The sequence below is a fragment of the Pseudomonas vanderleydeniana genome (genome assembly GCF_014268755.2).
GTDB classification, from domain to species: domain Bacteria; phylum Pseudomonadota; class Gammaproteobacteria; order Pseudomonadales; family Pseudomonadaceae; genus Aquipseudomonas; species Aquipseudomonas vanderleydeniana.
In genome coordinates, this window is the sequence record NZ_CP077093.1 from 120,470 (window position 1) to 143,299 (window position 22,830).

Sequence of the window (22,830 nt, forward strand, 5' to 3'; positions counted from 1 at the left end):
CTTTTACTCGGCGATCAGCGCTTCGACCCGCAGGATCTGCTGCTGCAGCGTGGCGCGGTCGGCGCAGCGCAGGTTGGCGTGACCGACCTTGCGCCCGGCCTTGAAGGCCTTGCCGTAGTGGTGCAGATGGCAGTCGGCGATCGCCACCACGCGCTCCACCGGCGGCACGCTGCCGATGAAGTTGAGCATGGCGCTCTCGCCGACCTTGGCGGTCGAGCCCAGCGGCAGGCCGGCCACGGCCCGCAGGTGGTTCTCGAACTGGCTGCACTCGGCGCCATCGGTGGTCCAGTGCCCGGAGTTGTGCACGCGCGGGGCGATCTCGTTGGCCTTCAGGCCACCGTCGACCTCGAAGAACTCGAACGCCATCACGCCGACGTAGTCCAGCTGCTTGAGCACCCGGCTGGAATAGTCTTCGGCCAGGGCCTGCAGCGGGTGGTCGGTGCTCGCCACCGAGAGCTTGAGGATGCCGTTCTCGTGGGTGTTGTGCACCAGCGGGTAGAAACGGGTTTCGCCATCACGGGCGCGCACGGCGATCAGCGAGACTTCGCCGGTGAACGGCACGAAGCCTTCCAGCAGGCACGGCACGCTGCCCAGCTCGGCGAAGGTGCCAACCACGTCGGCCGCGGTGCGCAGGACCTTCTGGCCCTTGCCGTCGTAACCCAGGGTGCGGGTCTTGAGCACGGCCGGCAGGCCGATGTTGGCCACTGCCGCGTCGAGGTCGGCCTGGGACTGGATGTCGGCGAAGGCCGGGGTCGGAATCCCCAGGTCATTGAACATGCTCTTCTCGAACCAGCGGTCACGGGCGATGCGCAGGGCTTCGGCGCTCGGGTAGACCGGGACGAACTGCGACAGGAAGGCCACGGTTTCCGCTGGCACGCTTTCGAACTCGAAAGTCACCAGGTCGACTTCGTCGGCCAACTGGCGCAGGTGATCCTGATCGCCGTAATCGGCTCGCAGATGTTCGCCCAGGGCGGCTGCACAGGCATCCGGCGCCGGGTCGAGGAAAGCGAAGTTCATCCCCAGCGGAGTGCCCGCCAGCGCCAACATGCGGCCCAGTTGGCCGCCACCGATTACACCGATCTTCATCGTCAAAAACCTCAGGCGACGCGTGGGTCTGGATTGTCCAGGACGCTGTCTGTCTGCTCAGTACGGAATTTTTTCAGCACGGCATGGAACTGCGGGTGCTTGGCGCCGAGGATGCTCGCCGACAGCAGCGCGGCGTTGATCGCGCCGGCCTTGCCGATGGCCAGGGTAGCGACCGGAATGCCGGCCGGCATCTGCACGATCGACAGCAGCGAGTCCACGCCCGACAGCATCGACGACTGCACCGGTACGCCCAGCACCGGCAGGTGGGTCTTGGCCGCACACATGCCTGGCAGGTGGGCCGCGCCACCAGCGCCGGCGATGATCACCTCGATACCGCGGCCTTCGGCCTCTTCGGCATACTGGAACAGCAGGTCCGGGGTGCGGTGGGCCGATACCACTTTCACCTCGTAGGGGATACCGAGCTTTTCCAGCATATCGGCGGTGTGGCTAAGGGTGGACCAATCGGACTTGGAGCCCATGATCACGCCAACCAGTGCGCTCATCGTCGTGCCTCTTCTCTTGGGCGCCCGCAGGCGCGTCAAAAAACAACAAGCCACGCGGGAGGACCGGCGTGGCTTGTCATACGAATAATGGCCGGGCTAAACCGACCGAAGGCCGCGCAGTATACCGAAAAAAGCGCGTTTGACGCACCTTTGTCGACAGGTCGATTTCAGCCGCTGAGGGCCGGTTTACCTGACTTTCAGGTCAATTCGAACGCCGTCTTTGTGGGAGCCGGATTCATCCGCGAAGAAGCACGACGCCGTAACCCGGAGAAACCGCGCCGCTCCCTTCGCGGATAAATCCGGCTCCCACAGACAAGTGCACCTCAAGCTCAGCCCGCCACTGCCGCCTGCGCCGTACCACTCTCCAGCTTGCGCCACAGCAGCCGCACGTTGGCCTTGCGCACCAGCGCGCAGCGATACAGGCGGATCTCCAGCGGCACATGCCACTGCGCACCGCCGCACACCACCAGTTCGCCACGGGCCAGTTCGGCGCGCACGCTCAGTTGCGGCACCCAGGCAATCCCCAGGCCCTCCAGCGCCATGCCCTTGAGACTGTCGGCCATCGCCGTCTCGTACACCGTGGTGAAACGCAGGTTGCGCTGGCGCAGCAGCAGGTTCACCGAACGACCGAGGAAGGCCCCGGCGCTGTAGGCCAGCAACGGCACGCTGCCCTCGCTTTCCAGGTCGAACAGCGGCTTGCCGTCCGGCCCCGCCGCACACACCGGCAGCATCTCGGTATGCCCCAGGTGCAGCGACGGGAAGATTTCCGCATCCATCTGCAACGCCGCATCCGGGTCATAGAAGGCCAGCATCAGGTCGCAACCGCCTTCGCGCAGCGCGTGCACCGCATCGCCGACATTGGTCGCCACCAGCCGCGTGGCGATGTTCAGGCCCTCGTTGCGCAACTGGGCGATCCAGCGCGGAAAGAAGCCCAGCGCCAGGGAGTGCGCGGCCGCCACCTGCATGACCTCGCCCTGCCCGCTCTCCAGGTGATGCAGGTGACGCACCACTTCACCCAGCTGCTCGACCACCGTGCGCGCCGTCACCAGGAACAACTGCCCCGCCGCCGTCAGCTCGATCGGCGTGCGCGAGCGGTTCACCAGGGTCAACCCCAGCGCCGCCTCCAGGCTGCGAATCCGCCGGCTGAACGCCGGCTGCGTGACGAAGCGGCGTTCGGCAGCCTGGGAAAAGCTGCGAGTGGCCGCCAGGGCACTGAAATCTTCCAACCATTTGCTTTCGAGATTCATCAACTTCTCCGTCACGCGCACCATTTTGGCGCACACGTTCGCCACGCAAGCCACGTCACACCTGCATTATGCCGTTTATGCATGGGGCAGTGTGTAACAGCATTGGCCCAAAAAATCGCCCAGGCCTAGCATTGGCGACGTTCCGGCACCGACCGGGTTCATATCGAGATGATTTCTATCATGTCCTCCGCTGCATCCTTCCGCACAGAAAAAGACCTCCTTGGCGTACTTGAAGTACCCGGCGACGCGTATTACGGCATCCAGACCCTGCGAGCGGTGAACAACTTCCGCCTCTCGGGTGTTCCGATCTCGCACTACCCGAAATTCGTCGTGGCCCTGGCCATGGTCAAACAGGCCGCCGCTGACGCCAACCGCGAGCTGGGCCACCTGAGCGAAGCCAAGCACGCTGCCATCAGCGAGGCTTGCGCCCGTCTGATCCGCGGCGACTTCCACGAGCAGTTCGTGGTGGACATGATTCAAGGCGGCGCTGGCACTTCGACCAACATGAATGCCAACGAAGTCATCGCCAACATCGCGCTGGAGGCCATGGGCCACAGCAAGGGCGAATACCAGTACCTGCACCCGAACAACGACGTGAACATGGCGCAGTCGACCAACGACGCCTACCCGACGGCCATTCGCCTGGGTCTGCTGCTGGGCCACGACGCCCTGCTCGCCAGCCTCGACAGCCTCATCCAGGCTTTCGGCGCCAAGGGTGAAGAATTCGCCCACGTCCTGAAAATGGGCCGTACCCAGCTGCAAGACGCCGTACCGATGACCCTCGGCCAGGAATTCCACGCCTTCGCCACCACCCTGAGCGAAGACCTGGCACGCCTGAAGACCCTGGCGCCGGAAGTGCTGACCGAAGTCAACCTGGGCGGTACCGCCATCGGCACCGGCATCAACGCCGACCCACGCTACCAGAACCTGGCCGTCGAACGCCTGGCAACCATCAGCGGCCAGCCGCTGGTTCCGGCTGCCGACCTGATCGAAGCCACTTCCGACATGGGCGCCTTCGTACTCTTCTCCGGCATGCTCAAGCGTACCGCAGTCAAGCTGTCGAAAATCTGTAACGACCTGCGTCTGTTGTCCAGCGGCCCACGCACCGGCATCAACGAGATCAACCTGCCGGCGCGTCAGCCAGGCAGCTCGATCATGCCCGGCAAGGTCAACCCGGTCATCCCGGAAGCGGTCAACCAGGTGGCGTTCCAGATCATCGGCAACGACCTGGCGCTGACCATCGCGGCCGAAGGCGGCCAGCTGCAACTGAACGTGATGGAGCCGCTGATCGCCTTCAAGATCTTCGACTCGATCCGCCTGCTGCAGCGCGCCATGGACATGCTGCGCGAGCACTGCATCGTCGGCATCACCGCCAACGAAACCCGCTGCCGCGAGCTGGTGGAACACTCCATCGGCCTGGTCACCGCACTGAACCCGTACATCGGCTATGAAAACGCCACCCGTATCGCCCGTGTCGCCCTCGAAAGCGGCCGCGGCGTACTGGAACTGGTCCGCGAGGAAGGCCTACTCGACGAAGCGATGCTCGCCGACATCCTGCGTCCGGAAAACATGATTGCTCCACGTCTGGTGCCCCTGAAGGCCTGATCTTCAGCACCCGACCGCAACACGCTCACCAGGTCGAGGGACTAGACACCTCTCACCTTTTGAGGGCTTGAAGGGCCACCCTTCAAGCCCTTTTTTTTGACTGAATTTTTCATAGTGAAAACGCCCTGCAGTTCGTTTATCAGACAGCAGTACTCGTCATCCGACTGACGAGGTGTCTGGGACAACGCTTACAGAGCAAATCATGAAAAATGACAGGCTGTGCAGACGCTGGCAGTCCTGATCGGTATAGTGCCGCCCCTCTTCGCGTAAGCGATCCGCGGCACAGCGGCACTGAAACACGCGAAACAACACTAAAAACAACCCGCGCAAGCTCGGGAAGACCTGTCGCCAGCCCACACTGCCCGCAACACCGGGTGCCAACGCGACCGGCCCATCGAGCCGCCTTTGCAAAAAAAAGCGAGGATCCATTCATGCTTGAAGTCATCAACGACTTCCTCTCGGGTAAATTGCTGATCGTGCTCATCGTCGGGCTCGGCAGCTATTTCACGATCCGCTCGCGGTTCGTCCAGTTCCGCCATTTCGGCCACATGTTCGGGGTGTTCAAGGAATCCCTGCGCGGCCAGGCCGGCCAACTCAGCTCGTTCCAGGCCCTGATGCTCAGCCTCGCCGGCCGCGTCGGCGCCGGTAACATCGCCGGTGTCGGTATCGCCGTGACCCTCGGTGGTCCGGGCGCCGTCTTCTGGATGTGGGTGACCGCCCTGGTCGGCATGTCCAGCAGCTTCTTCGAATGCACCCTGGCCCAGGTCTACAAGCGCGCCGACGGCGACGGCCTGTATCGTGGCGGTCCGGCCTACTACATCCAGCACGGCCTGAAGCTGAAGAGCATGGCCATCGTGTTCTCGGTCCTGCTGCTGGTCACCTACGGCTTCGCCTTCATCGGCCTGCAGTCCTACACCGTGACCCACTCGCTGCAGAACGCCTTCGCCTTCGACCCGCGCCACACCGGGATCGTCCTGGCCGTGCTGCTGGCCATCACCTTCATCGGTGGCATCAAGCGCATCGCGGCAGTGTCGGACCTGCTGGTACCGATCAAGACCCTGGCCTACATCGGCGTGACCCTGTACGTGATCGGCACCCAGATCGAACACGTGCCAGCCATGCTGGAAACCATCTTCAAGAGCGCCTTCGGCCTCGACCCAGCCTTCGGCGGCCTGCTCGGCAGCGCCATCGTCATGGGCGTGAAGCGTGGTGTGTTCGCCAACGAAGCCGGCCTGGGCAGCGCGCCGAACGTGGCCGCCGTAGCCGCCGTGAAACACCCGGGCGCCCAGGGCGTGGTCCAGGCGTTCAGCGTGTTCCTCGACACCTTCGTCATCTGCACCTGCACCGCGCTGCTGATCCTGCTGTCGGGCTTCTACACCCCGGGCTTCGAAGGGGATGGCATCGTCCTGACCCAGAACTCGCTGGCCGCCGTGGTCGGTGACTGGGGCCGGATCTTCGTCAGCGTCGCGCTGTCGCTGTTCGTCTTCACCTGCATCCTCTACAACTACTACCTGGGCGAGAACAGCCTGCAGTTCCTCAGCCGCAACCGTGCCGTGCTGATGGCCTTCCGTGGCCTGGTGCTGGCGCTGGTGGTCTGGGGTTCGATGCAGGACCTGTCGACCGTGTTCGCCTTCGCCGACATCACCATGACCTGCCTGGCGTTCGTCAACCTGGTCGCCCTGGCCCTGCTGTTCAAGGTCGGCCTGCGCGTGATGCGCGACTACGACGAGCAGCGTCGTGCCGGCGTCAAGCAACCGGTGTTCGACTCCAGCAAGTTCAACGACCTGGACCTGGACCGTGCCGCCTGGCCGGCCAACCCGCCGGTTGAGACCGCCGCCCAAGGCGTACCAGCTACACACCGCTGACTGCAGCCAGCGGACGGCACCTGACCGTCCGCAGTACCCCGGTGGGCCAGCGCCCACTGGGGTTACTGCTCCTTCCTACAGGCCCCACCAACACTCTCCCGATATATCTGTAGGGAAATTCCTATAGCCCGTCCGGGCACTACACCCCGCCACAACGCCTCGGTTAGGCTTGCCCCAAGTTGCCGTGCACCGACAGGCAGTGCTCGCCGGTTGTTTGAACACCCTGTCCACCCACAACAAGAAACCTGCCAGGCCAATCGCACACATAGAGCAACTTGTTACGTTCCAGTAGCACCTTCGGGTCAGACGCCGATGCCTTGTCACGCCTGCACACAGGCGCCGACAGCCTTATGCACCGGCTCTGCCCATTACCTCACGAGCCAATCGGGACGGGACTTGAACCCTGAACGGATGAAGTGTGCCGGTCACGGAAGTATTGGCTCTTTCTTAGGCGAACGGCTGCCCATGCAGCCATGGGAAAACCATGAAGAAGCAAATCGTACTGGCTGCGCTGTGCAGTCTCGTTTCCGTCCCGGCCTTGGCCGACAAACCCCTCATGTGCACGCCGGTGACGGCGGCGCAGATAGCAGTCCTGTTCGACGAATGGAACGCCGCGTTGCAGACCGGTGATGCGAAAAAGGTCGCGCAGCAGTATCTCCATGACGCCGTGCTGCTACCCACTGTATCGAACAAGCCGCGCCTGACCGACGCCGAGCGGGTCGACTACTTCGAGCACTTCCTGGCCCACAAGCCGAGCGGCACCATCGACAGCCGCACCATCCGCACCGGCTGCAACGAGGCGATCGACACCGGCACCTATACCTTCGCGTTCAAGGACCAGCCGAACGTATCCGCCCGCTACACCTTCACCTACGCCTGGAGCAGCGCCAACGGCTGGAAAATCTCGACGCACCACTCTTCGGCGATGCCGGAGAAATGATGGGTTCCGGGGCCGCAAGCTAAGCCAAACCCCCAGGAGCGACTCCATCTTGTGGCGAGCGGGCTTGCCCGCGCTCGACTGCGAAGCAGTCGCAAACCCTGAGCCCCCGGTCCGCCCGGCACACCGCGTGTGCAGGCTTGGGGCCCCCTTGCGGCCCAGCGCGGGCAAGCCCGCTCGCCACAACAGCCCCTCGCCCCCCTCCCAACCACCGACAAATCGCGATGCTTGAAACATTGCGTTTCAAGACAAATCCCTTTTACTTGAGGGACATTTCCTAGAAAATCCCGACGTATTGCGCCTGTCCAGCCGCGTGACTATCTTCGTTGCGTCACCGCCGTTTTGCGGTGATCGGGTTTAGTCGCCCACGCTCAATAGGCGCACAGCGCCCCCATGGTCCATGGCCGGCGTTTTTTCACGCCCCCAGTTTCATGGCGGCTGTGCGTGGGGCGCCTCCGGGCGCGCCGGTTTCCTATTGGCCGGTCGACTAACCCGCGTACAGCTGCCACCCACTCGTTTAGTCGCGACAGGTGCCAGCTCCCATGCAGCAATAGGAGTGACACCATGAACAATCCGGTCCCCGATCCACCCAGCCAGGCCACCCACCGCCGCATCACGGCGATCCTGCAACAGGCCAACGCCGACCTCCTGCAAGTCATCAACAGCCAGCCCAAAGAACCGCCGCTGCTCCGGGCCCTGAAGGAAACCGCCGCCCGCCCCGGCAACCTGCGCGACGGCCGCCATCGTTCGCTGTTCGACGTCAAGGCTGGCATCAATGCCGAAACCACCCTCAACCATGTGTCGCTGCTGCTGCGCTGCGCCGAAGAAGTCTCCGATGAAATCACCGAACAGGGCAGCGGCATCGAACGCGGGCTGATCTGGTCGATGGTGCATTCGGTGGAAATGGCCCGGGCGCTGGTGGAAGCGTTGCTGGAAGGCTCACAACCGGCTTGCACGCAGGCCTGAACGAAAAGAGGCGGCCATCGATCGGGAGACACCTCACTCTCCCGATCGATGCTGCTACGCTATACACGTATAGCAAATCACTGCGGAGCTCACGACATGCTCGCTATCCGTCTGCCTCAAGACATTGAAAATCGCTTGGAAGCCCTTGCTGCCGCGACTGGACGCACCAAGACATTCTATGCCCGGCAAGCCATTCTCGAGCATATCGACAACCTCGAGGACATCTACCTGGCTGAACAGCGCCTGGCGGACGTCCGCGCCGGTCGAAGCAAGACCATGACCCTGGAAGAGCTGGAACAACAGTATGGCGTGGAGGATTGAATTCGAATCGTCGGCTGCCAAAGAGTTGGGCAAGCTCGATAAACAGACCGCACTACGAATTCTGAAATTCCTGAGGGAGCGCCTTGCGGCACTGGAGGACCCTCGCAGTATCGGCGAAGCCCTCAAGGGCTCGAAGCTGGGTCAGTTCTGGAAGTATCGGGTCGGGGATTACCGCATCATCGCCAACATACAGGACGAAGTCGTCAGTATCCTCATTGTTCGCGTCGGCAATCGACGGGATGTCTACAAACACTAGCGGCCCGTGCCACGGGCTCCCTGCCCCGCAGCGGCACGCAACTTGCTCGATTCCCACACCTCCCAAGGCCGGAATCGAGCATGCTCCACTCGCACCTGACCACTCTCAACGCCGTCTCCCTGGTGCTCAACACCTTCCGCGAACAGGGCCTGCCCGCCGACACGCTGCTGGCCGGCAGCGGCATCAGCGCCGCCGACCTGAGCCGCGCCGACACCCGCATCACCACCAACCAGGAGATGCAGGTCTGCGCCAATGCCGTGGCCCTGCGTCGGGAAATCGGCCTGGAACTGGGCCGGCGCATGCACGTGTCGTCCTACGGCATGCTCGGTTACGCCCTGCTCACCAGTGCCACCTTCGGTGACGCCTTGCGCCTGGCCCTGCGTTATCCGGCGCTATTGGGAACACTCTTCGAACTGAGCCTGGAGCAAGACGGCGAGCGCATCTGGTTCACCGCCGGGGACTATCGGGAAAACCCGGTGCTGGCGACGTTCAACGTCGAGTTCTGCCTGGTCTCGCTGAAAGTCATCTGCGACGACCTGCTTGGCCGACCGCTGCCACTGCTGGCCGCGCGCTTCGAACATGATGCGCCGGACTACCAGGCCGACTACGCCAGGAGCTTCGACTGCCCGCTGCAATTCTCCGCCACCCGCAACGCCTTCGCCTTCGACCGCGCCTGGCTGGACCAGCCGTTGCCGCTGGCCGACCCGATCACCCACCAGGCCATGACCGAGCGCTGCCGCAAGCAGAACCTGGAGTTCACCGGCCGCCAGGCCTGGCTGGGACGGATCCGCCAGTTGCTCGCTGCCCAACTGCATACCGCCCCCGGCCTGGAAGGCCTGGCCGAACAGATGAACTGCTCGGCGCGGACCCTGCGCCGACACCTGCGCGACCTCGGCTGCAGCTACCAGGAACTGCTCGACGAGCTACGCTTCGAGCGGGCCAAGCAATTGCTGGCCGAGGACCAGTGGCCGATCCACCGGATCGCCGATGAACTGGGCTTCAGCGAAACCGCCAGCTTCCGCCATGCCTTCGTGCGCTGGAGTGGCGTCAGCCCGAGCCAGTTCCGCCCCTGAGCGTTCGTGCCACCCAACGGTGCGTCGTTGCCTCATTCAGGGGCGAAATCAGGACAGAGGTTTTGGCCACATCGATCCCCTTTTGGCCGCTCCTGCCGTTCTCCGAAGCGCGTCGGACATCAAGAATGAGTCCACGTCCACGCCAACGGAGAACAATAAATGCTGACGGTCTACTCAGACGATCATCACCTGCACCACGGCCGCTGCGAGCTGATCGACGGGCAACTGATGCCCTGCTTCGAAATGCCCTCGCGCGCCGACCACGTGCTCGCCAGCGTCCGCCACCAGGCCCTGGGGCCGGTGCGTGAGCCCGAGGACTTCGGCCTCGAGCCGATCCGCCGCATCCATGACGAGGCCTACCTGGAGTTCTTCAAGGGCGCCTGGGACCGCTGGGCCGAACTCGGCCAGGACGGTGACCTGCTGCCCTTTACCTGGCCGGCCCGCACCCTGCGCCAGGTCCTGCCCAAGAGCCTGCACGGCCAGCTCGGCTACTACAGCTTCGACGGTGGTGCTCCGATCACCGCCGGTACCTGGCAGGCCGCCTACAGCGCGGCCCAGGTCGCCCTCACCGCCCAGGCCGAAATCCAGCACGGCGCCCACAGTGCCTTCGCCCTCTGCCGGCCACCGGGGCACCATGCCGCCGGCGACCTGATGGGCGGCTACTGCTACCTGAACAATGCGGCGATCGCCGCCCAGGCGTTTCTCGACCAGGGCCGCACCAAGGTGGCGATCCTCGACGTCGACTATCACCACGGCAACGGCACCCAGTCGATTTTCTACGCGCGCAGCGACGTGCTCTTCGCCTCGATCCACGGCGACCCGGAGGCCGAATTCCCATTCTTCCTCGGCTATGCCGACGAGCGCGGCGAAGGCCCTGGCGAAGGCTTCAACTTCAACTACCCGCTGGCCGCCGGCAGCGGCTGGGAGCGCTGGAGCGCGGCCCTGGAACAGGCCTGCGGCGAAATCGAGCGCTATGACGCCGACGTCCTGGTGGTCTCCCTCGGCGTGGACACCTTCAAGGACGATCCGATTTCCCAGTTCAAGCTCGACAGCCCCGACTACCTGCGCATGGGCGAACGCATCGCCCGCCTGGGCAAGCCGACGCTGTTCGTGATGGAAGGCGGTTATGCGGTGGAAGAAATCGGCATCAATGCCGTGAACGTACTCGAAGGTTTCCAGAACGCCCAATGAGGAACTAGAAGAATGAACAGACTCAAGCGTTTCATCGCCCCGGCCCTGTGCGCCGCCGTGCTCGGCGGCGCGGCGCACGCCGAAGACCGCACCCTGCGGGTCTACAACTGGTTCGACTACATCACGCCCAAGGCCCTGGACGACTTCAAGGCGCAGAACAGCCAGGTCAAGCTGGTCTACGACATCTTCGACACCAACGAGGCGCTGGAAGCCAAGCTGCTCACCGGCAACTCCGGCTATGACGTGGTGGTGCCGTCCAACGTGTTCCTCGCCAAGCAGATCGAGGCCGGGGTGTTCCAGCCGCTGGACCGCAGCAAGCTGCCGAACTGGAACCACCTCGATCCCAAGCTGATGAAACTGCTGGAAGCCAACGACCCGGGCAACAAATTCGCCGTGCCCTACATGTACGGCACCATCCTGATCGGCTTCAACCCGGCCAAGGTCAAGGCCGCCCTGGGTGACAACGCGCCGGTGGACAGCTGGGACCTGATCTTCAAGGAAGAGAACATCAGCAAGCTCAAGCAGTGTGGCGTCGCCCTGCTCGACTCGCCGTCGGAAATCCTGCCGCTGGCGCTGCAACACCTGGGCCTGGACCCCAACAGCAAGAACCCCAAGGACTATGAAAAGGCCGAGGCGTTGATGCTCAAGATCCGCCCGTACATCACCTATTTCCACTCGTCCAAGTACATGGCCGATATCGCCAACGGCGACATCTGCGTCGCCGTCGGCTACTCCGGCAGCTTCTCCCAGGCCGCCAACCGCGCCAAGGACGCCAAGAACGGCGTGGTGGTGGACATGCGCCTGCCCAGGGAAGGCGCGCCGATCTGGTTCGACATGCTGGCGATCCCCAAGGGCGCCAAGGACCCGGAGGATGCCTACACCTTCATCAACTACCTGCTGCAACCGCAGGTGATTGCCCCGATCAGCGACTTCGTCGGCTACCCGAACCCGAACAAGGACGCCACCGAAATGGTGGACCCGGCGATCCGCCACAACCCCAACCTGTATCCGAGCGAAGCGGCGATGAAGACCCTCTACACCCTGCAACCGCTGGACCAGAAGGCCGAGCGGGCCCGCACCCGGGCCTGGACGCGGATCAAGTCGGGGACTTGAACGCCGGCCCTGTCGTCGCCCCGCGGCGACAGGGCGGGTGCCTAGCGGGTCAGTGACAGGAACAGCTCGTCAGCCGATTTCGCGTCGATCCTGGGCCGGTGAATCCTGTCGACACGCTGGCCGGATTGCTCCTGGGCCATCTGAAACCGGATCCCCTGGAAACGCTGCCCAGGCGTCTTGAGATGGGCAGCGGTAAAGCTGGCTTTTGCGGTGTCCAGGCTGGGGTAGTGAAAATGCGCGTACCACAGCGGTGCGCGCTGCAGGTCGGCAATCTCGTACTCCTGCAGGAAATCCCGGCCCTTGCCGCCGGAAATATCCTTGCGCGGTCCCAGCGGCCGAATAGTGATCTGCTTCTGGCTCTTGAGGTACGAGACCCCCATGACCGAGGGCGGGTCGAGCTTCACTCTCTGGATACGCAGGCGTACCCCTTGGGCCCGCAGGAGCTGCGCGGCGCCGTCGAGCTTGCCCAACAACGCCTCCGGATACTCCGCCATGCCCTGGGTCAGCTCCTGCAACTTGAGCGACAGGTCACTGAACAACGCGGCATCCTGCTTGAGCAGGTCCTCGATATCGGCGGGACCGTGGACGGTCAGCAGGTTTTTCTCCCCACCAGCCAGCCGGCCGGACAGAGAGTCGAGCAGTTGCCGAGCCTGGAACTCCAGCGACTTGAGCTTCTTGCGGCCGCGCACACTCAGTTCGCCAGCCCCCCCCAGCAACAGCGGCCCACGATCCAGCTGCCAGGCGCCCGAGGCACTGCGGGTCACCCAGGGGCCCAGCCGTGCCGGATGGGCGGCATCGGCGATTCTCAGGCCGTCGAGCGTGTGCAGGACATGGAACCACTCACCGTCGATCGAGGCGTAGAAAAGCCCCCCACGCTGATAGAGGCCTCTCCGCTCACCGGTCTCGATCAACAGCAGATCGGAGGGAGCCTTGGCCGCCAGCCTGAATTGATCGAGCCGCTCCCGCTCGGTGGCCGTCAGGCCGCGCCCCCGTCGGCTCCAGATGTAGGCCAGCAGGCCCCTGCTCCCGCCTGCCGCTGGCTTGACGAGCGTGTCAGCGAAACCCGCAACGGGCGATTGGCCCAGCCACAGACGGCGGTGATAGACCAGCACGGCCGCCAGGTTCAGCAACACATCGGCGAAAGCCGCCCAGGGGCTCGGGGTATTGTGATCGGCCAACGCCTTGAGGCTGGGCAGCAATTGCACGATCAGCCCCAGCCCTGCCAGGGCAGTGGGTGCCCATGGAATCAGCAGGCCGAACAGGGCCCAGCCAAGGTCGGTGAGGCGCTTGTGGCGCGCTTCGGCATTGGACACCGATATCGTCTCGGCATGCCTGACCAGCACCTCGACGCTGGCGACGAACAGCGCCTCGGTGATCGGCTCGGACAGGATCGTCGTATCCAGCGTGGGCGGTTCGGGAATCTCGGGTAGATCCCAGTCGCTGAGGATAACCCGCGTCAGATGCGGCTCAAGAAAACCACCCCGGTCGTAAATTCTGCGACTGTGCTCGTCCAGGCCAGCCAGAATCGATTGCTGCAAGGCCTCCTCGGCCTGGATCGCCGCCAGCAGGTGCGCCAGCGATGCAAACTCGAGCAAGGGCTGTTCCGCACCCGGGCGCAACAACACCTGCGGCCCTCGATCGATCATCCGCGGGCCGATCACGAAATGATTGAGTACATGATCCGCGGCAGCGCCAGGATGTGCCAGCAACGCCAGGGGGCGGACGACGATGGACAGCCCCGACACCACCGGCACCCTGGCGTCCATGCCCATCACAGCGCCGACGTATAGCCTCGCACGCTCCGTCAGCCTCTGGGTCAGGCGCAGCTCCAGGGCGAGCATGGGCAACAGCACCTGCATGTAGAGAGTGAAAAGCTCTTTCTGCCGGGCCCGCTCGACCGTGTAGCGCTGCAGGTTGCGCTTGAGCAGGGCGGGATAGTTGCCACCGATGTCGGCATCGTTCACGGCCGCACGCAGCAGCTCGTAGGTCATCCACTCCGGCGCGGATGCCGGCGCCCCGTCTGCCGCCGGCTTGTCGTAGTGGATCTGCGGGATCGCCGAGAGCGGAAAGGCCTCGAGGTTCTCCAGCGCCATGTCCGTGTAGTTCCGGGTGGACGAAGCGGTGCGCAGGTCCAGAAAAGGGATGAAACCCGGATCGGTCGCTTCCAGCGGGCTGTTGTCGACCCTCGTGAGCGTCACGCGGATATGGGCAACCGACACCCCCTCGGCCTTGGGATTCAGCTTGGCCAGGCTCTTGGCCAACGCCCGCTCGGCAAATTCGAGAATGCGCGGGATGCCATCGAGAAACGCCTCGCCTTCACGGAGCCGGTGCACCTCCGATAACCGGCTGACGTAGCGACCATACAGCGCACGGTCCACAGTCGACGCCTGCCGCAGCCAGTCGGGCAGCAGGTCATGCAGTTTCAGCAACTGGGCCTCGTGCCCGGAGCGAAAGGCACCGAGCAGCGCCTGCGGGCCAGTCAGCTCATGCAAGCGCTGGTCGAGAGCCACACGGTCACTGTAGTCGCCCGGCCTGATTGCACGGATGCTTTCCAACTGCCGCATCAGCAAGGCGGCTGCCAGGGCATCGAAGACATGATTGTCCGGCGAGTAGTCTCCCAGGCTCGGGGCACTGTCACTCAACGTCCATCCCAGGGCGGTTTCCAGGGCGTCAATCGAATCGAACGCCTTGATCCCCCCGAGCAGCGTGTACAGCAACACGATCTGCTGTTCACCGACCCGACGAGTCAAGGCCAAGGCCTGTTGGAACAGCGGCTCGGGGTCACGAATACCGGTGTCGACAAGGGTGATGCAGGCCTTCGTGCAATCCTCTCCCAGCGTCAGACGACGGGTTTGGGAGTCGGGGTAGTCGAGTACGGCTTCCACCGTGTCCAGCTCATCCCCCGTGAGCACGGTACTGGCCTTGCGTAACTGGGCCACGATGAAGTCCGAGAGCCGCTGCCAGGGTGAAACACCCTGTGCCGACGACGAACGCCAGGCCTGCGGGAGCATCTGCCGGGACAAGGCCGGTGAGCTCCAGAAATCGACCAGGCTCTGCTTGTAGGCCTCCAGCAACGCTGGCGCCCACTCGCTGATCAGTTGTTCCACCCTGTCGATCCGCAGCCCCAGCATCGAGGGGTACTTGCCACCCGGGTCGAGTGCCAGGTAGCTGCCCTGGGGATGAACCGGTGCCGCGTGGCCCAGCCAGCAGTCGATCAGCCGCTGGCTGAGCGGAATGACCTGGTAGGCTGCCGGGCCATCGCCACTCGGGCTCACCGTCAGGTTGATGAAGGCAGCATTGCGCAGCTGTTTTTCAAAGCCCGGAAAGGGATCATCCAGCATCGCCTGCACCAGATCGGCCGCGGCACTCTCCAGGCTGGGGCGGGTGGCGAGGCAGTCGCCGAGGTTGAAGACTTGTTGGGCCTGGTCGCTTTCACTGACCGCTGCGGTCACCGTAAAGGCCGTCATGCGTCGTCCCCCCGGCAGGCAGGAACAGGACGCACAGGCAGCTGGAGGAGTGTTGAGGGTGTGGCATCGGGCATGACGAAAGGCCTCTGGATGAAAGAATCTCGTCCACGACCATAGCCATGCCCGGTACCCGCGACGCGGTAACTAAATAACCCGTCCCCAGCCGGTCCGACTCAGCAGCCGGTGAGCCCCTGGGGCTGCCGTTCACCGGCGAAGAACCAGGGCCGCAGGCGTACCCCGACGCTGTTGCCGACGAACGCCGCCACCAGCCACAGCCAGCCGTGCAGGCTGCCCGAGGCGATCCCGCTGAAGTACGCACCGATGTTGCAGCCGTAGGCCAGGCGCGAACCGTAGCCGAGCATCACGCCACCGATCACCGCCGCCAGCAGCGAGCGCCCGGGGATCTTCAGGCTGGGGGCGAAACGGCCGGCCAGGCCGGCGGCCAGCAAGGCACCGAGGACGATGCCGATGTCCATCACGCTGGTGACGTCCTCCCACACCGGCGCCGCCAGGGCCTTGGCATTGCCCGGCATCTGCCAGAACGCCCAGGCACTGACATCCAGCCCCAGGCCACCGGCGACCTTGGCGCCCCACAGGGCGAAGGCCGAGGTGATGCCCCACGGGCGACCGGCCAGGGCCAGGGTGGCGAAGTTCAGCAGGGCCAAGGCCACCGCGCCCCAGACCAGCGGCCACGGGCCACGCAGCAGGCGGCGCCAGCCACTGCGCGCGGAACCTGCCGGCAGTTCCAGGACGCCATGGCGGCCCTTCTCCAGGCGTACCGTGGTCCAGGCGATCAGCGCGAACAGCACCAGGTTCAACAGCAGCGCCGGCGCCACGCCGAGGCTCTTGACGAGCGACACCGGCGGCAGCGATGGCAAGGCGAACCACCAGTCGACATGGTGGGTAGCCAGCAGCGAACCGCAGATGAAGAACAGCAGCGTCACCAGCATCCGCGCGTTGCCGCCGCCGACCGTGAACAACGTACCGGAGGCGCAACCGCCGCCCAGTTGCATGCCGATGCCGAAGATGAACGCCCCGACGATCACCGAGACACCCGCCGGTGCCACCAGTCCGCTGACCGGAGTACCGAACAGGGTGCCGGCGCCCAGGGCCGGGAAGAACAGCAGCACGGCCAGCGCCAGCATGACCATCTGCGCACGCAGGCCGGCACCACGGCGGTCGCGGATGAACACCCGCCAGGCCGAGGTGAAGCCGAAGGCGGCGTGGTACAGGGTCAGGCCCAGGGCCGCACCAAGGACCAGCAACAGCACCTGGTGGGCGCCGACCTGGCTCTGCAGGAACAACATGCCCAGCAGCAACAGGGCCAGCGCGAAGAGAGGGGCGCCGAACGAACGCTCGGGCGCGACGGAGAGGGTCGTGCTCATGGGACTTCTCGATGGGGAACGAAATGGCCCGCAGTATAAACCCTCAGTCCCGCCACACCTCGCGCAGGCGGCCCAGGGCCGCTTCGATGTCCGCCTCCGGGACGGCCGCGAAACCCAGGACCAGCCCGGCGTGACGATCCGTCGGCGGCTGCGGCGGAGTGATCCAGAAGTTGCTCAGGGGGCTGATCTCGACGCCGACACTCGCCGCCTGCGCGATCAGCTCCTGCTCGCGCGCAAGACTTTCGACCGGCACCATCAGGTGCAGGCCGGCGATCGCTTCCGGCAGGCTGCCGCAACCGCGAATGCCGCTCGGCCAGTGGGCCAGCAGGGCGTTGCGCCGACTCAGGGCGGCCCGGCGCATCCGCCGGATATGCCGCTGGAAATGCCCGGCGGCCATGAACTCGGCCATCACTGCCTGGGTGCTGACCTCCGAGTGGCGCATGTCCAGCGCACGCCGCTGGGAGAATGCATCGACCAGCGTCGGCGGCAACACCAGGTAGCCCAGGCGCAGCGCCGGAAAGGCGATCTTGCCGAACGTACCGACGTAGAGCACCCGCCCCTGCCGGTCCAGCGCCGCCAACGGTGCCAGGGGGGCGCCGCTGTAGCGGTACTCGCCGTCGTAGTCGTCCTCGACGATCCAGCCACCGGTGCGCTCGGCCCAGGCCAGCAGTTCCAGGCGCCGCGCCAGGCTCATGATCACCCCGGTGGGGTACTGGTGGGCCGGGGTCACGTAGGCCAGCCGGCAATCCGGCAGGCGGCCGAGTGCGGCACAATCCAGGCCCTCGTCGTCCACCGCCACGCCGTGCACCGTCGCCCCGGCCACCGCGAACGCCAGCCGGGCTGCCCGGTAGCCGGGGTTTTCCACAGCCACGCCAGCGCCGGGGTCCACCAGCAACTGTGCACAAAGGCTGATGCCCTGTTGTGCACCGCTGGTGATCACAATTTGTTCAGGCGAGCAGGACAAACCCCGCGAACTGCGCAAATACGCAGCGATCAGGCTACGCAGCTGCCTCTCCCCGGCTGGCTCACCGTAGCAAAGCTGCCCCAGGTCCGGTTTTCTCCAGAAAGCCGCCTGCAGCTTGGCCCAGACGCCAAAAGGGAACAGATCGAAGGCCGGCACGCCCACCCGGAAAGCCCGTGGCGGACCCTCCGGTGGCTCGTACATCGCATTACGCTCGATGCGCTCAAGCGCCTGATTGTGGATAACTTTACTGGATGAAATCCCAGTATTTTCCAGCGATTTTGTGGATAACTCTGTGGGTAAGCTTGTTGAAAACCCTGTGGATACTTTTGTGGACAACTTCCGGATCGGCAGCGCCTTGTCCGGCAACTGTGCCACGTAGGTGCCATCACCGACCCGCCCCTCGATGAAACCCTCGGCATACAACTGGTCATAGGCCCGTACCACGCTGTTGCGGGAGATGCCCAGAGCGCTGGCCAGGTCGCGGCTGGCCGGCAAGCGGCTGCCACTGGCCAGGCGCCCGTCCAGCACCCGCAGGCGCAACGCCTGATAGAGCTGGTGGCTGAGGCCCTTGGCCGGGTCCAATTGGATACCGGCAGGGTCGAACGACAGGGGGAGCGAGGGACTGGGCATGTCATTGGACCTATGAAAATCATCAACAATGGCTCTTACAACCAACCAATAGCCTGCCTAGGATGCCGGTATTCGCCAAGGAAAATCTCCATGTACACACCCAGCGCCTTCGCCGAACACGACTTGCCCACCCTGCACCGGCACATCCGGGACACGCGCCTGGCCATGCTGGTCACCCATGGCAGCCAGGGCCTGCAGGCCAGCCACCTGCCGCTGCTGCTCGACCCGGACCAGGGCGCCAATGGCACCCTGCTCGGGCACTTGGCGCGGGCCAATCCGCAGTGGCGGGAACTGGCCGAAGGCGCCGAGGCGCTGGTGATCTTTCCGGGGGCCGATGCCTATGTCAGCCCGTCGTTCTATGCCAGCAAGGCCGAGCACGGCAAAGTCGTACCCACCTGGAACTACGTGGCCGTACACGCCTACGGTCAGGCCGAGGTGTTCGACGATGCCGGGCGCCTGCGCCAGCTGGTCAGCGCCCTCACCGACCGTCACGAAGCCGGCCGGGCCGCGCCCTGGAAGGTCGACGATGCGCCCGAGCCGTACATTGCCAGCATGCTCAAGGCCATCGTCGGCATCGCCCTGCCGATCCAGCGCCTGGAAGGCAAGCGCAAGCTCAGCCAGAACCGCAGTGCCGTCGATATCGCCGGCGTACAACAAGGGCTGGCGGCCAGTGCCGACAGCCAGGACCAAGCCCTCGCCCAATTGATGCAATAAGGAGTCAGCATGAGTTCGATCGAAATCCGTCCGGTGACCGCCGCCGACCAGGCCGTCTGGCATCCCCTGTGGCAGGCCTACCTGGAGTTCTATGAAACCGAGCTGTCGGAGAGCATCTACCAGTCGACCTGGCAACGCTTGCTCGACCCGGCCGAGACCACCAACGCCGCCCTCGCCTGGCAGGACGGCAAGGCCGTGGGCCTGGTGCATTTCATCTACCACCGCTCGAACTGGAGCATCCAGGACTCCTGCTACCTGCAGGACCTGTTCGTTGCCCCCGGGGTGCGCGGCACCGGCCTGGGCCGCAAGCTGATCGAGCACGTCTATGCCACGGCGGCCGAGGCCGGCTGCAGCAAGGTGCACTGGCTGACCCACGAGACCAACGCCACGGCCATCCAGCTGTACGAGCGGATTGCCGAGCGCCCCGGTTTCATTCAGTTCCGCCACGGCCTGTAAGCCCCAGGAGCCCGCCATGTCGACACCCGTAACCCACTGGAACGGCGCCCCGGCACCGTCCACCCGACGCCTCGAAGGGCGCTTCATCGTCCTGGAAAAACTCGACGCCACCCGCCATGGCGACGAGCTGTACCGTGCCCTCGAAGGGCCCGGTGCCGACCCGAAGCTTTGGGACTACCTGCCCTATGGCCCATTCCCGGAACACAGCCCCGCCTTCGACAACTGGCTCGCCGGTCATGCGGCGAGCAGCGATCCGTACTTCTTCGCCGTCATCGACAAGGCCAGCGGTGAAGTCCAGGGTATCCTCAGCCTGATGTCGATCGTGCCCGCCCAGGGCCGTATCGAGATCGGCCATGTCACCTTCGGCGCGCCCATGCAGCGTTCGCCCAAGAGCACCGAGGCGGTCTATCTGCTGGCCAGGGAGGCCTTCGCCCTCGGCTACCGGCGCCTGGAATGGAAGTGCAACAACGACAACGCCCGCTCCCGCGCGGCCGCCGAGCGCCTGGGTTTCCGCTTCGAAGGCGTGTTCCGCCAGCACATGGTGGTCAAGGGCAAAAACCGTGACACCGCCTGGTATAGCATCATCGACTCGGAGTGGCCGGCGGTGAATGCCGGGTTCGAGCGCTGGCTGTCGGAAGACAACCTGAGCGAGGCCGGCCAGGTACGGACCCTGGCCGAATGCCGGCAGGCCTGATGGCCTGCACGCGGTGGCCGAGGCCGGCCACCGTACACCGGTCACGGTGAAAATAAACGGCAAGCTGCTGACATCTCCTGCGAAGTCCAGGTAAAGACCCCGACATTTACCGCCCTGGCGGATCGATACATTTCCTCCTCGACTATTTTGAGGATGAAATGGAATGATCCCCAAGAACACCCGCCTGGCCGTCCCCCTGGCCCTGGTGATCAACGGGCTGCTGGCCCAACTCGCCCAGGCCCAACACGCGTCGCCAAACGCCGACTACGGTTCGCCCAGCATCTACGACTGGGACTGGCTGCTGACCCGGCCCGTGGAGCCCTCCCCCAGCCTTGAAACCCATTCGCCAACGCCAGCACGGGAGCCTGCGAAAGGCGGCCAAGGCGGCAACATCCTGCCAACGATCCCGGGCAATCCCATCAGCCGGTCGCCACTGCTCGATGCCCTGAACAAACTCGGCCCGGCCGAGCGTGAAGCGGCCCTGGCCCAACTGGCCGGTGCCGACAACGCCAACCTGGCCCAGGCCACCCTCAGCGGTGCCCGCCAGGTCGGCGACAGCGCCCTGTCGGCCATGCGCCAGCCCGGCGAAGGCGGGAGTCGCCTGTGGCTGCAGAGCCTGAACAACACCGGCCGATTCGAACCGGCACAAGGCCGCAAGGACTTCCACCAGACCACCCAGGGCCTGGTGCTGGGCGCCGACTGGTCGCTGGGCAACGAATGGCGCCTGGGCCTGGTCGGCGGAAAATCCCGCTCCGACCACAAGGGCAGCCACTTCAAGGGCGAGCTGGACAGCTGGCATGCCGGCGCCTATGCCCTGCGCCAGGAAGGTGCCGCAGCGCTGCGCCTGGGCGCGATCCACAGCCAGCATGCCGGCGACACCCGACGCAGCGTGGCGTTCAGCGGTTACCGGGATCGACTCTCCGGCAACTACACAGCCACCAGCCAGCAGGCCTTCGCCGAATTCGGCTACACGCTGGGCCATGCCCACCTGAGTGCAGAACCCTTTGCCCAGCTCGGCTACGAACGCTACTCGCGCAAGGGCCACCTGGAAAAAGGCGGTGAGGCGGCGCTGCGCAACAGTGGCCAGGCTCAGGACAACTTCAGCACAACCCTTGGCCTGCACGCCGCCGGCGCCTGGCAGCTGGGTGGCGGCCTCAGCCTGGCCCCGCAACTGAGCGCGGGCTGGAGACACCTGTACGGCAAACTCGACAACCCCACCGTCCAGATGAACCCGGCCACCGGCATGACCTTCATGACTCGCGGCATCGCCGAGGACAAGGACAGCCTGGTGATCGATGCCGGGCTCGAACTGAACCTGTCACCACGCCACAGCCTGGGCGTCGGCTACAGCGGCGAATTCGGCGAGCGCAATCGCAGCCACGGCCTCATGGGGCAGTGGACGCTGGCCTTCTGACCGTCCCCACCCTCAGGTCAGGTTTCAAGAATGCGGACCTGACCGCAGAACACCTCAGCCTGACGTTTTGCGTAACCGCACCACCCCCATCTGCAATCCGAAAGGCTTGAATACCGAGTTCAGCGACTTGAGGGTCGGATTACCCTCGTCATGCTCGATATGTACCAGGGTGCGAACCGAAATCCGGCACATTCGCGCAAATTGGGTCTGCTGCAAGCCGGTCACCTCGACTCGCAGCCGCCTCACCGCGGCGCCCATGGTGATCACGCCCTGGGCGAGCTCCTCCTGGATGGTCTGGATCAACAATGCACGAACCTCCAGACTGAGCGTCATGCCAGCCCCCAGTCCTGCAAGCGCTGGCCGAGCCTTTTCAAGGCTATCAAGGGGTGATTCATGGTGACCGCAGGCAAGCCGCCATCAGCCAGAATGTCGGGCAATGCCAACAAATGCCGCGCGTCTGCCCGCAGCCGATCAAATGCCGCCTGAGAATCCACCAGACCCGCCAGCGCATCGCACGCCTTGCGCCAATCCACTTCCCCACCCCTTTCGATATCCCTGGACCACTTGGTACTGCGTGTAACGCCTTCATCATCCATTACCATGGGCGCCAGGTCATAAATCGGCGCCAGGCGAAATCCCCGCTGGTCACGGATGATCGATGTGTTACGTCCATGGTTGTCGGAATTACCCAGGATCTTGTTGAGCAGATCACGCCGCAGATAGTCCGCTACCAGTTCCTCTACCTGTTCGTCCTGCCCAGCCTGGCGCCAAAGAGCGGCCAGGCGAGTGATCACCTCCAAGTGATCGAGGTAACTACCCGGCACTAAATGCATTTACTTCCCTGTTCTGCAAAAAAATACGCAGTAAAGTGCATATCGCTCCGAAGCATCAAGCCAACGCACATCCTTATACCATGCTCAAAAAACAAACAAAAAAAAGGGAG

20 protein-coding genes and 1 pseudogene are annotated in these 22,830 nt (G+C 64.5%); 13 read left to right on the plus strand and 8 right to left on the minus strand.

From position 1 onward, the window contains the following. Positions 1 to 3 precede the first annotated feature (3 nt). The 3 genes from HU752_RS00555 to HU752_RS00565 all read right to left on the minus strand — a co-directional run bounded on the left by HU752_RS00555 (position 4) and on the right by HU752_RS00565 (position 2,836). Positions 4 to 1,086 carry a 5-(carboxyamino)imidazole ribonucleotide synthase gene (locus HU752_RS00555; RefSeq protein ID WP_186683707.1) on the minus strand — a complete coding sequence of 361 codons (1,083 nt, stop codon included), beginning with the start codon at positions 1,084 to 1,086 and terminating at the stop codon, positions 4 to 6. An 11-nt stretch (positions 1,087 to 1,097) separates the two neighbouring features. Beyond that, positions 1,098 to 1,589 carry a 5-(carboxyamino)imidazole ribonucleotide mutase gene (gene purE, locus HU752_RS00560; protein WP_186683708.1) on the minus strand — a complete coding sequence of 164 codons (492 nt, stop codon included), beginning with the start codon at positions 1,587 to 1,589 and terminating at the stop codon, positions 1,098 to 1,100. 329 nt (positions 1,590 to 1,918) lie between these two features. Beyond that, positions 1,919 to 2,836 (minus strand): LysR substrate-binding domain-containing protein, encoded by a 918-nt coding sequence (locus HU752_RS00565; protein ID WP_186683709.1) that lies wholly within the window; start codon positions 2,834 to 2,836, stop codon positions 1,919 to 1,921. Between the two features lie 180 nt (positions 2,837 to 3,016). On the opposite strand from HU752_RS00565, the gene aspA reads away from it, so the two are divergent. The 9 genes from aspA (at position 3,017) to HU752_RS00610 (ending at position 12,163) form a co-directional block, all read left to right on the plus strand. After that, on the plus strand, positions 3,017 to 4,441 hold the full coding sequence (aspA, locus tag HU752_RS00570) for an aspartate ammonia-lyase (RefSeq protein ID WP_186683710.1): 1,425 nt from the start codon (positions 3,017 to 3,019) through the stop codon (positions 4,439 to 4,441). Between the two features lie 431 nt (positions 4,442 to 4,872). Continuing rightward, a complete protein-coding gene (locus HU752_RS00575; protein ID WP_186683711.1) occupies positions 4,873 to 6,306 on the plus strand; it encodes an alanine/glycine:cation symporter family protein in 1,434 nt (477 codons plus the stop codon). 484 nt (positions 6,307 to 6,790) lie between these two features. Further along, on the plus strand, positions 6,791 to 7,246 hold the full coding sequence (locus HU752_RS00580; RefSeq protein WP_186683712.1) for an SgcJ/EcaC family oxidoreductase: 456 nt from the start codon (positions 6,791 to 6,793) through the stop codon (positions 7,244 to 7,246). A 561-nt stretch (positions 7,247 to 7,807) separates the two neighbouring features. Next, positions 7,808 to 8,209, plus strand: a complete 402-nt coding sequence (locus HU752_RS00585) for a DUF6124 family protein (RefSeq protein ID WP_186683713.1) — start codon at positions 7,808 to 7,810, stop codon at positions 8,207 to 8,209. A 96-nt stretch (positions 8,210 to 8,305) separates the two neighbouring features. Beyond that, positions 8,306 to 8,530, plus strand: coding sequence for a type II toxin-antitoxin system RelB family antitoxin (gene relB, locus HU752_RS00590; RefSeq protein ID WP_186683714.1), 225 nt, complete (start codon positions 8,306 to 8,308; stop codon positions 8,528 to 8,530). Next, positions 8,514 to 8,786 carry a type II toxin-antitoxin system RelE family toxin gene (locus HU752_RS00595; protein WP_017902220.1) on the plus strand — a complete coding sequence of 91 codons (273 nt, stop codon included), beginning with the start codon at positions 8,514 to 8,516 and terminating at the stop codon, positions 8,784 to 8,786. The genes relB and HU752_RS00595 overlap by 17 nt, the downstream gene beginning before the upstream one ends. An 80-nt stretch (positions 8,787 to 8,866) precedes the next feature. Beyond that, complete coding sequence (locus HU752_RS00600; RefSeq protein WP_186683715.1) at positions 8,867 to 9,859, plus strand: AraC family transcriptional regulator; 993 nt, start codon at positions 8,867 to 8,869, stop codon at positions 9,857 to 9,859. 159 nt (positions 9,860 to 10,018) lie between these two features. After that, positions 10,019 to 11,050 (plus strand): histone deacetylase family protein, encoded by a 1,032-nt coding sequence (locus HU752_RS00605; protein WP_186683716.1) that lies wholly within the window; start codon positions 10,019 to 10,021, stop codon positions 11,048 to 11,050. Positions 11,051 to 11,062: 12 nt separating this feature from the next. Then, positions 11,063 to 12,163 (plus strand): polyamine ABC transporter substrate-binding protein, encoded by a 1,101-nt coding sequence (locus HU752_RS00610; protein WP_186683717.1) that lies wholly within the window; start codon positions 11,063 to 11,065, stop codon positions 12,161 to 12,163. A gap of 41 nt (positions 12,164 to 12,204) precedes the next feature. On the opposite strand, the gene HU752_RS00615 is transcribed toward HU752_RS00610, so the two are convergent. The 3 genes from HU752_RS00615 to pdxR all read right to left on the minus strand — a co-directional run bounded on the left by HU752_RS00615 (position 12,205) and on the right by pdxR (position 18,609). Then, positions 12,205 to 15,630 (minus strand): dermonecrotic toxin domain-containing protein, encoded by a 3,426-nt coding sequence (locus tag HU752_RS00615; RefSeq protein ID WP_186683718.1) that lies wholly within the window; start codon positions 15,628 to 15,630, stop codon positions 12,205 to 12,207. A gap of 173 nt (positions 15,631 to 15,803) precedes the next feature. Beyond that, positions 15,804 to 17,015, minus strand: a complete 1,212-nt coding sequence (locus HU752_RS00620; protein ID WP_186683719.1) for a YeeE/YedE family protein — start codon at positions 17,013 to 17,015, stop codon at positions 15,804 to 15,806. A 43-nt stretch (positions 17,016 to 17,058) separates the two neighbouring features. Further along, the gene (pdxR, locus tag HU752_RS00625; protein WP_186683720.1) at positions 17,059 to 18,609 is read right to left on the minus strand and encodes a MocR-like pyridoxine biosynthesis transcription factor PdxR; all 1,551 of its coding nucleotides are present in this window, start codon (positions 18,607 to 18,609) and stop codon (positions 17,059 to 17,061) included. A 90-nt stretch (positions 18,610 to 18,699) separates the two neighbouring features. On the opposite strand from pdxR, the gene HU752_RS00630 reads away from it, so the two are divergent. The 4 genes from HU752_RS00630 (at position 18,700) to HU752_RS00645 (ending at position 21,887) form a co-directional block, all read left to right on the plus strand. Continuing rightward, complete coding sequence (locus tag HU752_RS00630; RefSeq protein WP_186683721.1) at positions 18,700 to 19,323, plus strand: FMN-binding negative transcriptional regulator; 624 nt, start codon at positions 18,700 to 18,702, stop codon at positions 19,321 to 19,323. A gap of 9 nt (positions 19,324 to 19,332) precedes the next feature. Further along, positions 19,333 to 19,779 carry a GNAT family N-acetyltransferase gene (locus tag HU752_RS00635; RefSeq protein WP_186683722.1) on the plus strand — a complete coding sequence of 149 codons (447 nt, stop codon included), beginning with the start codon at positions 19,333 to 19,335 and terminating at the stop codon, positions 19,777 to 19,779. Between the two features lie 16 nt (positions 19,780 to 19,795). Continuing rightward, on the plus strand, positions 19,796 to 20,473 hold the full coding sequence (locus tag HU752_RS00640; protein ID WP_186683723.1) for a GNAT family N-acetyltransferase: 678 nt from the start codon (positions 19,796 to 19,798) through the stop codon (positions 20,471 to 20,473). 163 nt (positions 20,474 to 20,636) lie between these two features. Further along, positions 20,637 to 21,887: an autotransporter outer membrane beta-barrel domain-containing protein gene (locus tag HU752_RS00645; RefSeq protein WP_186683724.1), complete on the plus strand. Its 1,251-nt coding sequence runs from the start codon at positions 20,637 to 20,639 to the stop codon at positions 21,885 to 21,887. Positions 21,888 to 21,941: 54 nt separating this feature from the next. On the opposite strand, the gene HU752_RS00650 is transcribed toward HU752_RS00645, so the two are convergent. Together HU752_RS00650 and HU752_RS00655 are read right to left on the minus strand one after the other, a co-directional pair. Then, on the minus strand, positions 21,942 to 22,220 hold the full coding sequence (locus tag HU752_RS00650; protein ID WP_186683725.1) for a helix-turn-helix transcriptional regulator: 279 nt from the start codon (positions 22,218 to 22,220) through the stop codon (positions 21,942 to 21,944). Continuing rightward, a pseudogene (locus HU752_RS00655) lies at positions 22,217 to 22,708 on the minus strand (HipA domain-containing protein); the annotation flags it as partial. The pseudogene HU752_RS00655 and the gene HU752_RS00650, both read right to left, overlap by 4 nt. Positions 22,709 to 22,830 lie beyond the last annotated feature (122 nt).